Source organism: Amycolatopsis kentuckyensis, from assembly GCF_041679295.1.
Lineage (GTDB): Bacteria > Actinomycetota > Actinomycetes > Mycobacteriales > Pseudonocardiaceae > Amycolatopsis > Amycolatopsis kentuckyensis_A.
The window spans coordinates 172,021-185,213 of record NZ_JBGDMD010000013.1; the positions used below are offsets into that span (position 1 = coordinate 172,021).

At 70.6% G+C, this 13,193-nt stretch carries 16 protein-coding genes and 1 tRNA gene; 8 read left to right on the plus strand and 9 right to left on the minus strand.

Annotated elements, in window-relative coordinates:
* Positions 1-65 precede the first annotated feature (65 nt).
* On the plus strand, positions 66-1,004 hold the full coding sequence (locus tag ACERZO_RS42750) for a CapA family protein (protein ID WP_372671687.1): 939 nt from the start codon (positions 66-68) through the stop codon (positions 1,002-1,004).
* A gap of 293 nt (positions 1,005-1,297) precedes the next feature.
* Here the strand turns inward: ACERZO_RS42750 and ACERZO_RS42755 are convergent, their stop codons facing one another.
* Positions 1,298-1,744, minus strand: coding sequence for a limonene-1,2-epoxide hydrolase family protein (locus ACERZO_RS42755; RefSeq protein WP_372671689.1), 447 nt, complete (start codon positions 1,742-1,744; stop codon positions 1,298-1,300).
* Between the two features lie 16 nt (positions 1,745-1,760).
* Positions 1,761-2,678, minus strand: a complete 918-nt coding sequence (locus tag ACERZO_RS42760; RefSeq protein ID WP_372671690.1) for a TauD/TfdA dioxygenase family protein — start codon at positions 2,676-2,678, stop codon at positions 1,761-1,763.
* A 312-nt stretch (positions 2,679-2,990) separates the two neighbouring features.
* Here ACERZO_RS42760 and ACERZO_RS42765 point away from each other — a divergent pair, with 312 nt between their 5' ends.
* Together ACERZO_RS42765 and ACERZO_RS42770 are read left to right on the plus strand one after the other, a co-directional pair.
* Positions 2,991-3,302 carry a hypothetical protein gene (locus ACERZO_RS42765; RefSeq protein ID WP_372671691.1) on the plus strand — a complete coding sequence of 104 codons (312 nt, stop codon included), beginning with the start codon at positions 2,991-2,993 and terminating at the stop codon, positions 3,300-3,302.
* The gene (locus tag ACERZO_RS42770) at positions 3,299-3,877 is read left to right on the plus strand and encodes a hypothetical protein (protein WP_372671692.1); all 579 of its coding nucleotides are present in this window, start codon (positions 3,299-3,301) and stop codon (positions 3,875-3,877) included. Before ACERZO_RS42765 ends, ACERZO_RS42770 begins: the two co-directional genes overlap by 4 nt.
* Here the strand turns inward: ACERZO_RS42770 and ACERZO_RS42775 are convergent.
* The 5 genes from ACERZO_RS42775 to ACERZO_RS42795 all read right to left on the minus strand — a co-directional run bounded on the left by ACERZO_RS42775 (position 3,870) and on the right by ACERZO_RS42795 (position 6,064).
* The gene (locus tag ACERZO_RS42775; protein WP_372671694.1) at positions 3,870-4,637 is read right to left on the minus strand and encodes an SDR family oxidoreductase; all 768 of its coding nucleotides are present in this window, start codon (positions 4,635-4,637) and stop codon (positions 3,870-3,872) included. The genes ACERZO_RS42770 and ACERZO_RS42775 overlap by 8 nt on opposite strands.
* A 135-nt stretch (positions 4,638-4,772) precedes the next feature.
* Positions 4,773-4,860 (minus strand) — tRNA-Ser (locus tag ACERZO_RS42780).
* 33 nt (positions 4,861-4,893) lie between these two features.
* Positions 4,894-5,109 carry a CsbD family protein gene (locus ACERZO_RS42785; protein WP_372671695.1) on the minus strand — a complete coding sequence of 72 codons (216 nt, stop codon included), beginning with the start codon at positions 5,107-5,109 and terminating at the stop codon, positions 4,894-4,896.
* A 20-nt stretch (positions 5,110-5,129) separates the two neighbouring features.
* On the minus strand, positions 5,130-5,558 hold the full coding sequence (locus ACERZO_RS42790) for a nucleoside deaminase (RefSeq protein ID WP_372671696.1): 429 nt from the start codon (positions 5,556-5,558) through the stop codon (positions 5,130-5,132).
* A 23-nt stretch (positions 5,559-5,581) separates the two neighbouring features.
* A complete protein-coding gene (locus tag ACERZO_RS42795; RefSeq protein ID WP_372671697.1) occupies positions 5,582-6,064 on the minus strand; it encodes a tRNA adenosine deaminase-associated protein in 483 nt (160 codons plus the stop codon).
* Positions 6,065-6,141: 77 nt separating this feature from the next.
* Between ACERZO_RS42795 and ACERZO_RS42800 the strand changes: the two genes are divergently transcribed.
* Positions 6,142-7,371: a M20 metallopeptidase family protein gene (locus tag ACERZO_RS42800; RefSeq protein ID WP_372671698.1), complete on the plus strand. Its 1,230-nt coding sequence runs from the start codon at positions 6,142-6,144 to the stop codon at positions 7,369-7,371.
* Here the strand turns inward: ACERZO_RS42800 and ACERZO_RS42805 are convergent.
* A complete protein-coding gene (locus ACERZO_RS42805) occupies positions 7,368-9,314 on the minus strand; it encodes a phosphocholine-specific phospholipase C (RefSeq protein ID WP_372671699.1) in 1,947 nt (648 codons plus the stop codon). The two genes, ACERZO_RS42800 and ACERZO_RS42805, sit on opposite strands and share 4 nt — an antisense overlap.
* 73 nt (positions 9,315-9,387) lie before the next feature.
* Between ACERZO_RS42805 and ACERZO_RS42810 the strand changes: the two genes are divergently transcribed.
* From ACERZO_RS42810 to thrS, 4 genes are all read left to right on the plus strand, one after another.
* Positions 9,388-9,765 carry a VOC family protein gene (locus ACERZO_RS42810; protein ID WP_372671700.1) on the plus strand — a complete coding sequence of 126 codons (378 nt, stop codon included), beginning with the start codon at positions 9,388-9,390 and terminating at the stop codon, positions 9,763-9,765.
* Between the two features lie 25 nt (positions 9,766-9,790).
* Positions 9,791-10,258: a heme-degrading domain-containing protein gene (locus ACERZO_RS42815; RefSeq protein WP_372671701.1), complete on the plus strand. Its 468-nt coding sequence runs from the start codon at positions 9,791-9,793 to the stop codon at positions 10,256-10,258.
* Between the two features lie 57 nt (positions 10,259-10,315).
* Positions 10,316-10,939, plus strand: a complete 624-nt coding sequence (locus ACERZO_RS42820; protein ID WP_372671702.1) for a dihydrofolate reductase family protein — start codon at positions 10,316-10,318, stop codon at positions 10,937-10,939.
* 128 nt (positions 10,940-11,067) lie between these two features.
* The gene (gene thrS, locus ACERZO_RS42825; RefSeq protein WP_372671703.1) at positions 11,068-12,333 is read left to right on the plus strand and encodes a threonine--tRNA ligase; all 1,266 of its coding nucleotides are present in this window, start codon (positions 11,068-11,070) and stop codon (positions 12,331-12,333) included.
* Here thrS and ACERZO_RS42830 read toward each other — a convergent pair.
* On the minus strand, positions 12,263-13,105 hold the full coding sequence (locus ACERZO_RS42830) for a MerR family transcriptional regulator (RefSeq protein WP_372671704.1): 843 nt from the start codon (positions 13,103-13,105) through the stop codon (positions 12,263-12,265). The genes thrS and ACERZO_RS42830 overlap by 71 nt on opposite strands.
* Between the last annotated feature and the right edge of the window lie 88 nt (positions 13,106-13,193).

Below are 13,193 nucleotides of genomic sequence, written 5' to 3' on the forward strand. Positions count from 1 at the left end.
AAGACAAAGATGCAACGATTCGTAACAACTACTTTCGTCGTCACTCGTTCGGCAGAGCAGGTTTCGTGATCACGCTGGTACTCGGCGGAGACGTCAATGTTCAGGGGCGCGCGACGCCGTCCACGGCGTTCGAGCGGCTCGAACCGCTGCTCAAGGGCGCCGATGTCCGGTTCGCGAACCTCGAGGGTCCTCTCGACGCGGCGATGGCCGAAGCGCTGACCTCGGGCGGCATCGACGTCGTCTCGTGCGCCAACGACCTCACCGTGCCGGCGACCCTCCCGGTCCTCGACCAGGCCGGGATCGCGCACTGCGGCGCCGGCCCGGACCTCGCCGCCGCGCACGCGCCCGCCGTGCTCGAACGAGCCGGGGAGAAAGTCGCGTTTCTCGCCTACACGTCGCTTCGCCCCTACGGCACGCATCTGGACTTTCCCGGCGTCGCGCAAGCGTTTGCGACCACGGCGTACCAGCCTGACCCGCGCGTCGCGGAGATCCCGGGCCGGCCGCCGCTGGTGCGCACGACGCCGGTGCCCGAACACCTCGACCGGCTCGTCGCCGACGTCAAGCAGGCCAAGGCGACCCACGACCACGTCGTCGTCTCGATGCACTGGGGCCTGCCGGGCCCCGAGCTGGCCGAGTACCAGGTCGCGTACGGCCGCGCGGTGATCGACGCCGGCGCCGACCTGGTCGCGGGGCACGGGCCGCACACGATCCAGGCCGTCGAGGTCCACCGCGGCCGCCCGATCCTCTACAGCCTCGGCAACCTCGTCTTCGACTGGCCGGGGATGCGCGGGCGGCACGTCGACGGGCTGCTGGCCGGCTGCATGTTCGGCGACGAACCCCGCCTCGAGCTGATCCCGGTGCGGCGCAACGCCGACAACGAGTGCGTACCGCTCGCCGGGGACGAAGCGGGCAAGGTGCTGCAGTACGTCGCGGATCTTTCGGCTCGGCGCTCGACGACCGTCACCATCAGGGACGGAATCGCATCGGTAAGCGTTGGCACATAACTGATCGCGCGCGAGCTGTTACAGGACGCGGTGCGCCTGTCACCCATCCGGCGCATCTGCCTTAAATGCTCCCTAAGACCGGGAACAACCCGCGTGAAGCGGCGGTACGGTCTGCGTGAGCCGCCGGAAAAGTGGCACAGACCACTCCTCGACAGCTCTCGACCAGCACGAACACGTGGGGGAGGGAGAACCATCATGTGGGGGCTGATTGTTCTCAGTTGCGTGTTCGTGCTGGTCCTGGGGATAGCCGCGGTCGTGGACCTTCGGGACCACGACCGCGGCGAACACCGGGTCTAGCGAACGGCCTGCTTCGCCTTGTAGCGGCCGAGAAGCGACCGCGCGCCGGCGAGCGCGACCCGCCCGGCGCCCTTCGCGCTCGCGGCCAGGACCGTCGTCCAGTCGAAGTAGTCGCGCCAGAGCACGATCCGGCCGGCTTCGACCTCGAACGTGCCGCACACCCAGAACTCCGCTTCCCACGCGCCGCGGCGCAGCACGTCGGTGCGTTCGGTGAGCACGACGTTGCCGTCCGCGGCGATGTGGTGGGTGCGTGCTTCGAACCCGGAACCGTACTTGGCCATGAGGCGCAGTTGCTTCTCGACCGCGGCGACGCCGCGAGCGGGCGGCAACGGCACGTTCTGGTACACGATGTCGCTCGCCGCGAACGTCAGCGCGCGGTCCACGTCGAGGTCTTCGAGGGCCTTGAGGAAACCGGTCACCACTGCCTGGGGTTCATCGGTCATGACCCCAGGCTAAGGCTCAGAACGGCCGGTCGCCCGCGATGGCGACGCGCTCCGCGATCCGGACGTGCGGGTGGTAGTCGTTGACCGCGTAGTGCTGCGTCGCGCGGTTGTCCCAGAAGGCCACCGAGTTGGGCCGCCAGCTGAACCGGACCTGGAACTCCGGCGTGTGGGCCTGCAGGAACAGGTACCGCAGCAGCCGGTCGCTCTCGTCGCGGTCCATCCCGACGATGTGCGTCGTGAACGCCTGGTTGACGAACAGCGTGCGCCGCCCGGTCTCCGGGTGCGTCCGGACCACTGGGTGCTCGACCGGCGGGAACTCGTCCTGCCACCGCGCGAGCAGCGCGGGATCGGAGAACCGGTCGAAGCCGGGGAGGTAGTCGTGGACGGCGGTCAGGCCGTCGATGCGGGCGCGGACGTCTTCGGGCAGGTTGTCGTAGGCGGCGGCCATGTCGGCCCACATCGTGTCGCCGCCGACGGGCGGCACCTCGATCAGCCGCAGCACCGAGCCGAGCGCCGGGTTGGGGCGCCAGGTGACGTCGACGTGCCAGATGTTCTCGTAACCGGGCATGGCGGCGGTGCGCTCGAAGCGCGTGACGGCGTCGTCGTCACCCTTCGGGATGAACGGGTTGGTCTCCAGCTCACCCCAGTTCGCGGCGAACGCGCGCTGCTGCGCCGACGTGATGTCCTGGTCGCGGAAGAAGAGCACCTTCCACTCGAGCAGGGCGCGGTTGAGCTCTTCGCGCAGCTCGGGGGTGAGCGGCTCGCGCAGGTCGACGCCGTCGACCTCGGCGCCGATCACCCGGCCGAGCGGGCGGATCCGGAAGAGTTCGTACGCTTCCCGTGGGTCGTGCAGGACGCGCGGGCCTTCGACGATGCCGTCGGCGGGCGTGCGGGCCTCGCGCAGCTGAATCCGGGCAGGGACGGCTACGGACATGGTTGTGCTCCAAGGGTTTTCGGGAGGGTTCGGACGCCGGGCTCGCGTCAGGCAGGGGGCGAGCCCAGGCGGCCGCGGCGCAGCAGGAGCTCCACGGTGCCTTCCCCGATCGACCGCTCGAAGGCCCGGATCGGCGTGCTTTCCGAGGTGACGGGCATGCGTTCATGGTCGCTTTCTTCCCGGCACGCGGTCAAGACGTCCACTTGGTGGAACGCTGTTCAACGCCGCAGGTCACCGCGATGCGGGGCGGCTCGGGGCCATGAGGCAAGATCTTCCACGATCGGGTGAGCGCCCTTGACGACGGAGGTCCCCATGCCGGAAGGCAGAGGCTCGCGGATCGACAGTGACCGGCTTCGCACGGCCGCCGACCTGCTCGACCAGGCCGCGGCCGCCGACGACAAGGCGGCGGGACGGTTCGCCGAGGCCCGCGTCGACTCGACGCCGTTCGGCATCTCGGCCCAGGCCCGCGAGCTGGCGGCCCGCTGGGCGGCGGCCCTGGCGGCCCGCGAAGCCGACGCGCGGGTCCTCGGCGACGCGACGTCCGACCTGGCCGGCCGCCTGCGCATGACGGCGGAGAGGACCCGCAGCACGGGCTTCCGCGGCCGCATCGCGGTGGCGCCGTGACCTCGCTCGTCGAGGTGTTCGAACACCCGGCCCTGACGTCGGCGGCATCCGCGCTGGCCGAGCTGCGAGCGGCGGCGGGCCGCATCGGCGCCCCGGACCCGGTGGCGGCCCTGCGCCACCTGGACTGCGCGCCACCCTCGATCAACGCGTCCGCCACGGCGGTCGACGCGGGGGCGTCGCTGGTGACGTCGGCGTCCACGGAGTTCCGCACGGGCGTCGAGCACGCGGAGACGGGCGGCAGCGCGGAGACGTTCGGCATCTGGGCGGACACAGTGGACGGTCAGTACGGAGCAGCGGCCCGCGCGGCCGCCGCCACGGCCGCGTTCGGCGCCCGGATCGCTTCGGAACTGGACACGTTGGCGGTTTCGACGGCAGCGCAGGTGCGCGAGCTGGCAGCGGCGGCGTCGGCGTCGGTGGCGGCGGTCCTGGCCGGCGACCGCTCGGCCGAGGTGGTGAGCACGGTCAGTTCGACGTGCACGGCGGTGGTCCGAACGGTGTTCGCCCAGGTGGCGTCGTTGTCGTCGCTGGTGGCCGAGCTGGAGCCCCTGACGTCGCCGGCGGTCGAGCTCAGCTGAACCGTTCCCGCGCCCAGTCTTCGAAGGACCGCGCGGGGTGGCCGGTGACGGTGGGAACGTCGAGCGAGACGGGCTCCGGGTTGTCAACGAGCGACGCCCAGTAGGGCAGCGCTTGTGCCGCGAATTCTTCGCCGAGCTGCATTATTGCTTCCTGTTCGGGTTGTTCTTCCCAGCGGACGTGCTTTCCCATCGCTTGCCCGATGATCTTCACCTGGTTTGCCTGGCTCAGGGCCTCCGGTCCGGTCACCAAGTAGATCTGTTTCGCGTGGTCTTCGGTGAAGGCTCTGACGGCCATGTCGGCGACGTCTTTTTCGTGCACGAGCGATCGCTTGGCTTGCCCGTACGGGGCTCGGACCTTGCCGGTTTCGGCTTGGGTTACCCAGCCGAGGGTGTTGGTGGCGAGGCCGGTGATGCGGAGGAAGGTCCAGTCATCGGTGACTTTCCCGATGGCGGTTTCGACTTCACCCCAGAACCCGCCATCCTCTGCGGCTGCTGATGAGACGTAGACGATTTTCTTGTCTTTGAAGGGTTTTACGGCTTTGTCGATTCCTTCGGAGGAGTAGAAGGGCCAGACGAAGTAGACGGCATCAACCCCTTCGGCAGCTTCGGCGGGGTCCGTGATGTCGCCTTGGACGGCTTCTCCTCCGGGCGCTTTGGCCGGGTCTCGGACGAGAACTCTGACATCGATGCGTCGGTCGAGCAGGCCGCTGACTACGTGGCGGCCGGTGTTGCCGGTGGCTCCGGTGACGAGGACCTTCATGTGGTGCTCCTTGGTGATCGGCTGGTACCGACCACGCTCACACTTCAAGTCCCCTTCAAGTCAAGCCGGGCAGAAGGGTCGCCACACAAGCACGAACCCCCGGCCAGCTGAGCTGACCGGGGGTCCGGATGAGAGCGGTGGCGGTGGGATTTGAACCCACGGACGGGGATTAGCCGTCACACGATTTCGAGTCGTGCTCCTTCGGCCGCTCGGACACGCCACCGCCGAGAACAATACCCGAGGGCCGACCGCAGCCTCACGAGGGGTCGATACGGCGCCCCGACCGGAGCCTGACCTGCGCCTCCCGCACCGCGCGGCCCGCCCGTACCCGGACGTCGCCGACCGCTGAGCGGAACTGGGCCGAGCGCCTCTGGGCTCGGCCCGATGACTCCAGACGGCGGTTGCCGGTCAGCTCGCCGGCCTTCTCGCGAGCACTACCCACTGCCTGCTGGATCTTGTGCTTCATCGTCATACCGGAGGAGTACCCAAAAATCAGCGACGCGTCGCGAAGTACGTCTCCAAGACCGCCGCGCACTCCACCGAAAGGACGCCTCCGTGCACTTCAGGCCGGTGGTTGAGACGGCGGTCACGCACCACGTCCCACAGCGACCCCACCGCGCCGGTCTTCGGCTCCCACGCCCCGAACACCAGCCGCGCGATGCGGGCCAGCACCAGCGCCCCCGCGCACATCGTGCACGGCTCCAGCGTCACCGCCAGCGTGCAGCCCTCGAGACGCCAGCCGTCGCCGACCACGGACGCCGCCGCGCGCAACGCCAGGATCTCCGCGTGCGCCGTCGGGTCGCCCAGCTCCACACGCGCGTTGCGCGCCGCCGCCAGCGGGACGCCGTCGGGGCCGAACACGACCGCCCCGATCGGCACGTCCGCGCCCGGAGCCCGCGCTGCCTCCAGCGCGGCCTCCACGGCCTCGGTGTCGGACAGCCGTCTCAGAGCTCGTCCAGGAGCTTGGCGAACTCGCTGCCGAACCCGCACCGCTGCGCGACCATCTGCAGCTGCTCGTCCGGGTAGAGGTCGACCTCGCCGACGATGACCTCCAGCTCCGGCCCCGGCAGCCCGAGGTCCGCGAGGATCGCCAGGTCGCCTTCGGGCCAGACGGAGTCGTCCTCCTCGTCCGGTGGATCGACGCGCAGGACGTCGAGGACGTCCGCCGCGATGTCGTAGTCCAGCGCCGCCGCCGCGTCCGAGAGCAGCAGCGACGGCCCCCGTGGACTCGGGCGGACGATGACGAAGAACTCGTCGTCGACCGCCAGCAGCCCGAAGGACGCGCCGGTGGAACGTAGTTTGCCCAGTTCTGTGATCGCCGCGTCGAGCTCGGTCAACGCCCCCGGGTCGAGCGCGCTGCACCGCCATCGACCGTCTTCCCGGACCACGGCTACCGCGAAGCCCGTGACCGGCTCATCCACCGCCATGCGCACACCGTATTCCGCCGCTCGACCGAACGCACGCACGGTGCGCCCGAAGCGCCGCATGGGGCACTATCGGGACCATGACCGGCCCCACTGACCTGCCCACCCTGCCCGGCACGCCGTTCGCCGGCCTCCTCGACGACGCGCGGGCGCTGCAGGACCGCACGGTCGCGCTCCGGCGCGTCGTCCACCGCCAACCGGAGCAGGGGCTCCGCCTCCCGCGCACCCAGGCGGCGATCAAGGAAGCCCTCGACGGCCTGCCGCTGGAGATCACCGAAGGCAAGGCCACGACGTCGCTGACGGCCGTCCTGCGCGGCGGGAAGCCCGGCCCGGCGGTGCTGCTGCGCGGCGACATGGACGCGCTGCCGCTTACCGAGGAGACCGGCCTCGACTTCGCGTCCGAGGACGAGCAGTCGATGCACGCGTGCGGGCACGACACGCACGTCGCGATGCTGGCGTCCGCGGCCCGGCTGCTCGCCGAGCGCAAGGACCAGCTGGCCGGGTCGGTCGTGTTCATGTTCCAGCCGGGCGAGGAGGGCCACCACGGCGCCCGGTTCATGATCCACGAGGGCGTGCTCGACGCCGCCGGGACGCGGGTCGAGCGCGCGTTCGGCGTGCACATCCTGGCCAATGCGCGCAGCGGGCTGCTGCAGGTGCGGCCGGGGCCGCTGATGGCGTCGGCGGACTCGTTCCACGTGCGCGTCACCGGCAAGGGCGGCCACGGCTCGGCGCCGCAGCACACGATCGACCCGGTGCCCGCGGCCGCGGCGATGGTCGGGGCGCTGCACACGATGATCACGCGCCGGGTCAGCGTGTTCGACCCCGCCGTGCTCTCGGTGACCCGGATCCAGGCCGGCACGACGTCCAACATCATCCCGGAGACCGCCGAGCTCGAGGGCACGATCCGCACTCTGTCCGAGCAGACGCGCGCGCTGGTCCGCGCCGAGCTGCCCAAGGTCTGCGAGCAGGTCGGCGCGGCGTACGGGTGCCGCGTGGTCGCCGACGTCGAGCCGGGCTACCCGGTGACGGTGAACGACGACCGCGTCGCCGCCGAGGTCCTGCGCCTCGGCGCGGAGGTGCTCGGCCAGGACAACGTCGAGCTGCTCGCCGACCCGCTGATGGGTGCGGAGGACTTTTCCTATGTCCTGCAACGCGTCCAAGGCGCGTACGCGTTCTTGGGCGCGTGCCCGCCCGGCGTCGACCCGGCCGAAGCGGCGGCGAACCACTCCAACCGCGTGCTCTTCGACGAGGACGCGATGCCGAGCGGCGTCGCGATGCTCGCCGCGTTCGCGCTGGACGCCCTGCGTTAAGGCCCCGTCCTCGATGGCCTCCCGTCCTCCAGGTGGCCGGCGAAGCGGCGGCGCCACCCCGGCGTCTCGAAAACGAGGTCGTACCAGCCGTTCTTCGCCGGCACCGGGTAGTCGTGCGACCCACCCGGCGGGAGGGTGACGTCGTTCAGCGCGACCGGCGCCGGCCCGCTGTTGGTCACCGTGACGCGTAGCGCGGGCGCCGGCGTAAACGTGACGGAAGCGTCGAGGCCCGCCTTGCCGGAAGCCTCGACGACGAAGCCGTTCGGCCCGTGGATCGCGATGTCGTACGACTCGGCGTACGCGACTTCGCCGGTCATCTCGGTCTTCGGGCCGACGTCGAAGCGTTGTGACGCTCCGCCCGCGTGGTAGGCGTACGCGGCCAGCTGCAGCGTCTGCGTCCCGTGGTTGGCCAGGTGCAGCTTCAGCACGCCCGGCCCGGCCGTGACCCAGGCGACCGGCTGGTACGGCAGCGGCCGCGCCTTCGCCGTGCCTGGGTCCTGGACCAGCGCCTCGGGACCCAAGCCGGGCTTCGGCAGCCGGGACTGCGTCCGGTCGGCTTCGGCGCGCAACGCGTCCGCGTCCGGCAGCAGCGGGATCGTCGTGTCGTGCGCGCGGAAGTCGAAACAGCTGGTCAGGTCACCACAGATGGCCCGGCGCCAGGCCGAGATGTTCGGCTCGCGCACCCCGGTCCAGGTCTCGAGGAAGCGCAGCACCGACGTGTGGTCGAAGACCTGCGAGTTCACCCAGCCACCGCGGCTCCACGGCGAGACGACGGTCATCGGCACGCGCGGCCCCAGCCCGATCGGCAGCGGCGCGCCGGACGCCCCGCCCCTCTCGGGCCGGTTGCCCGGCAGGTACTCGCCCGGGGTCCCGGGTGGCGGCGTCGGCGGGACGACGTGGTCGAAGAAGCCGTCGTTCTCGTCGTAGTTGATGAAGACGACCGTCGACTCCCACAGCGAAGGGTTGTCCCACAACGCTTTCAGCATCCGCTGGATGTAGGCGGCGCCGTCGACCGGCCGGGCGGCGGGGTGCTCGCAGTAGCCGTACGGCGCCACGACCCACGACACCGCGGGCAGCGTCCCGGCGGTGCAGTCCGCGAGGAACTCGGCCAGCACGTGGTCGAGCTCCTTGCCCTTCCCCGAGTCGGGCAGCAGCTTCGTGCGCAGGTTCGCGCGCTCGGCCAGCCGCCGCTTCACCGGGTCCATCGAGTACAGCGAGTCGTGGAAGTTCTGGAACAGCCACAGCGGGTTGTCGCCGTAGTCGCCGACGAAGTGCTCGGGGACGCCGCGCTCCTCGTCGTTCGCGTAGATCCGCCACGTGATCCCGGCGGACTCGAGCCGTTCGGGGTAGGTCGTCCAGCGGAACGACGGCTCGTAGTCCGGGAAGTTGTGCGTGACCGGGCCGCCGGCGACGCCGTCCGGGTCGATCGTGCCCGTCCAGTGGAACAGCCGGTTCGGCTGCGTCGGGCCCTGGATCGAGCAGAAGTAGTGGTCGCACAGCGTGAACGCGCTCGCCAGCGCGCGCTGGAACGGGATGTCGTCGCGCGTGAAGTACCCCATCGTCATGGGGCTCTTCGCGGCGACCCAGGCGTCGTACGCGCCGCCGTTCCACGCGCGGTGCGTGCTGTTCCAGTCGTGCGGCAGCTCGCCGAGGTCCTGGCCGTCCACAACGGACGTGTCGACCCGGAACGGCAGCACCGGCGCGCCCTTGCCGCGCTGGCGGAAGACGTCCCGCAGCGCCGCGCGGTCGCCGAAGCCGCGGACGCCGGCCATCGTCCCGTAGTAGTGGTCGAACGACCGGTTCTCCTGCATGAGCACCACGACGTGGCGGACGTCGTCGATCGTCCCCTTGCGCGGTGGCGCGGCGCACGCGGCCGTCAACGAGCCGGCGACGGTGGCCGCGGCCGCGCCGCCGAGCACCGTGCGCCGCCGGATGCGGCCCATGCCTGCCTCCTCGCACGAGGTTCTCCCACGTCGGCGATCCAGGTAGCTTCGCCGCCGAGAGAGAGGTGGAGCCATGCTCGGTTCAGCGGAACTGGTCGCCTTCGCACCGTCGACCGACCTGGAACGTTCACGTGCCTTCTACACGGATGTCGCCGGGCTCGAGTTCATCGAGCAGACCCCCTTCGCGTGCGTGTTCCGAAGTGGAACGACCATGCTTCGCGTCACCGCCGTCGCCGAGTTCACGCCCCAGCCGTTCACGGTGCTCGGCTGGGCGGTCGCCGACATCCGGGTCGCGGTGGCCGGCCTGCGCGACCGGGGCGTGGAGTTCCTCACGTTCGACACGCTGCCACAGGACACCGACAAAATCTGGACCACGCCTGGCGGGCGGATCGCTTGGTTCCGCGATCCGGACGGCAACGTGCTGTCCCTGACCGAGTTCACTGGCGATTAAACAACAGTGTTGATTTAATGGGTGGATGACCGAAGCCGACCGCCTAGCCCAGCTCGCTGACCAGGAAGAACGTCTCCAGTTCACGAAGTTCGACAACGAGACGGCGCTGGCTCTCGGCGCCCAGCTGCTGGCCGCGGCGCGGGAGCGCGGGCTGCCGGTGACGATCTCCGTCCGCCGGGGCGGCCAGCGCCTCTTCCACGCGGCCCTGCCCGGGACGTCCGCGGACAACGACGCGTGGATCGACCGCAAGAGCCGGGTGGTCGACCGCTACGGCCACAGTTCGTTCTACGTGGGCACGCAGTTCCGCGCGAAGGGCGGCTCGTTCGAGGCGGACTCGCGCCTGGACCCGGACGAGTACGCGGCCCACGGCGGGGTGTTCCCGGTGCTCGTCCGCGGTGTCGGTCCGGTCGGGACGGTGGGCGTGTCCGGGCTCCCGCAGGCCGACGACCACGCGTTCGTCGTCGAGCAGCTGGAGCTGTTCCTGGCGTCCTGATGTCGATCCGGCGCCTCCCCGGGTGACGTACTGGTACCCGGCATCCGAGGAGGCACCTTGAGCAAGCTGATCGCCACGACGTTCCTGAGCCTGGACGGCGTCTACCAGGGCCCAGGCGGCGTCGACGAGGACACGTCCGGCGGGTTCGACCTGGGCGGCTGGGTGACGCCGTTCTACGAGGAAGGCATGGCCGCCCTCGCCGAGGAGTGGATCGCCCGCGCGGGCGCCTTCCTGCTCGGCCGGCGCACGCACGACATCTTCGCCGCGCACTGGCCGAAGGTCACCGACCCCGCCGACCCGCTGGCGTCCGGGCTCAACGGCCTGCCGAAGCACGTGGTCTCGCGAACGCTGAAGGACTCTCCGTGGTCGGGCACGTCGATAGTGGCCGGCGACGTCGTCGAGTCCGTCCGCGACCTGAAGTCCCGGCCGGGCGACGAGCTCCAGGTCCACGGGAGCGGCGAGCTGCTGCGGACGTTGATCGACCACGACCTCGTCGACGAGTACCGGCTGTGGTTCTTCCCGGTCGTGCTCGGCAAGGGACGGCGGCTCTTCCCGGACGGAGTCGTGCCGAAGAAGTTCGAGCACGTCGAAACCCGGCGCACCGGCGCGGGCGGCACCGTGCTCGTGCTGCGGCCCGCCGGAAAACCGGAGTTCGACACCTTCCGGCTCGTGTCGGAATAACGCCTGGACGATCCTGCTACCGTCGAATTCATGAAGCGCGCAGCGAACACGACGACGCCGGAAAGTGTCCCGGCGCGCTGATTCATTGCTCACGAAAGCCCGGGGCGGTCGCCCCGGGCTTTCGCCTTGTGGTCCTCCGCCTCGCCGTCCACGAGGAGTCCACAGTGCACGACCACCGCAGGCTCGGCCGCGAACTCGGCTTGTTCGGCACCGACCCGCTCATCGGCGCCGGCCTGCCCTACTGGCTGCCCGACGGCGCCGTCGTCCGGCACAGCCTCGAGCAGTACGTCCACGAACTCGAACGGCGCGCCGGCTACCGGCACGTCCATTCGCCCGTGCTCGGCAAACGGGAGCTGTACGAGATCTCCGGGCACTGGGCGCACTACCGCGACGACATGTACCCGCCCATGGACGTCGGCGGCGAGCAGCTCGTGCTGCGGCCGAGCCTCTGCCCGCACCACGCGCTGATCTACCGTTCGCGCGGCCGCAGCTACCGCGAACTGCCGCTGCGGATCGCCGAGCTCGGCGGGATGTTCCGCAGTGAGCTGTCCGGCGTGCTCGGCGGGTTGAACCGGGTGCGCGCGATCCAGCTCAACGACGCGCACGTCTTCTGCACCCTCGACCAGGTCGAAGCCGAGGCCACCGCCGCGCTCGCGTTGATCCGGCAGGCCTACGACGCGCTCGGCATCCGCCCCGCGCGCTACCGCCTGTCCCTGCCCGGTCCCGGTGGGAAGTACGTGCCCGGGAACTGGGACGGCGCTGTGGCGATCCTGCGTTCGGTCCTCGACGGCCTCCCGTACGACGCGGTCGAGGGCGAAGCCGCCTTCTACGGCCCGAAGATCGACGTCCAGGTCGCCGACAGCGCGGGACGCGAGTCGACCCTGTCCACCGTCCAGGTCGACTTCCACCAGCCCGAACAGTTCGGCCTCGAGTACGTCGGCGCGGACGCCGCGAAGCACCGGCCGGTCATGGTGCACCGCAGCATCATCGGCAGCGTCGAACGCGCGGTGGCGCAGCTGGTCGAAGTCCACGGCGGCGCCTTTCCGGCCTGGCTGGCGCCGGTGCAGCTGCGGTTGCTGCCGCTCTCCGCCGCCGAGATCCCCTACGCGCAGTCGCTTTCGGACAGTTGCGACGATCTGCGCGTCGAGATCGCGTCCGAAGGCAGCCTCGGCGCGCGGATCCGGGACGGCCGGCTGGTGCCGTACCAGGCCGTGATCGGACCGCGGGAAGCCGCCGCCGGACAGCTTTCCCTGCGGTTGCGCGACGGACGCCGGATGGATGCCCAACCGGTGGAGGACGCGCTGGCATCGATCCTGGAGGCGGTCAGGCCGCCATGGCCTCGGCCAGCCAGTCGAAGGCGGGAGCCAGGCTTTCCGGTGCCGCCCAGCCGTTGATCACCCCCAATAGCTGCATATAGCGCTCGCGGCGCGGATCGTTGGCGGCGCCGAGCCATTCCCGGAGCTCGCCGGGATCGCGCCCCAACCCTTCGACGATCGCCTTCGCCGCCGGGGACCTCGGCACGATCCCGGTCACGACGGCCGGGGTGACGGCGTCCCGCACCTCGGCCGCCAGGTCGCGACGCAACCCGGCTTCGTGACGGTCCGCGAACCGGCGCAGGTTCGCGCGGAACTCCGTGTCCCGCATCAGCGCAGCCAGCTCGAGCCACGCCTCGGCCTGCTCGGGGCTGGGGTCCTCGGGCAGGTCGGGGGTCAGGGTCCGGGCGATCCCCGCCAGCTCGGGACGATCACCCAGCGCATCGGCGAGGAAGTCGCCGATCAGGCACTGCCGCTCCACTTCGGACAGCAGGGCCCGCTGGTGCGATAGACCCGCTTCCTCGGGGTCCGAGCCGCGGTCCGCCACCGCGTTCAGCACCTCCCTTCGCCGGCGCAGCACGCCGATCTGCACCTCCACCGCCGCGGCGTGCTCCGCCGCCACCTCCGCGACGGTGGTCTCGCCGTCGATCACCCGCCGGATCGTGGCGAGGTCGACACCGAGGTCGCGGAGGATCCGGATGACGTCGAGCCGGGCGAGCGCGGCGTCGTCGTAACGGCGCTGGCCCGCGGTGTTGCGCCCGGACGGCGGCACGAGGCCGCGATCCGAGTAGAACCGGACAGCCTTCACCGTCAGCCCGGTCTGTCGGGCGAGTTCGCCGATCGAATACCGCATGCCGCAAGAGTGGCAGCTCCCCTCGGGGGAGGCGCAAGACCTGCGGGTTCGCTCGATCGTGTCGATCATGCGTTCGACTTTTCGCGGT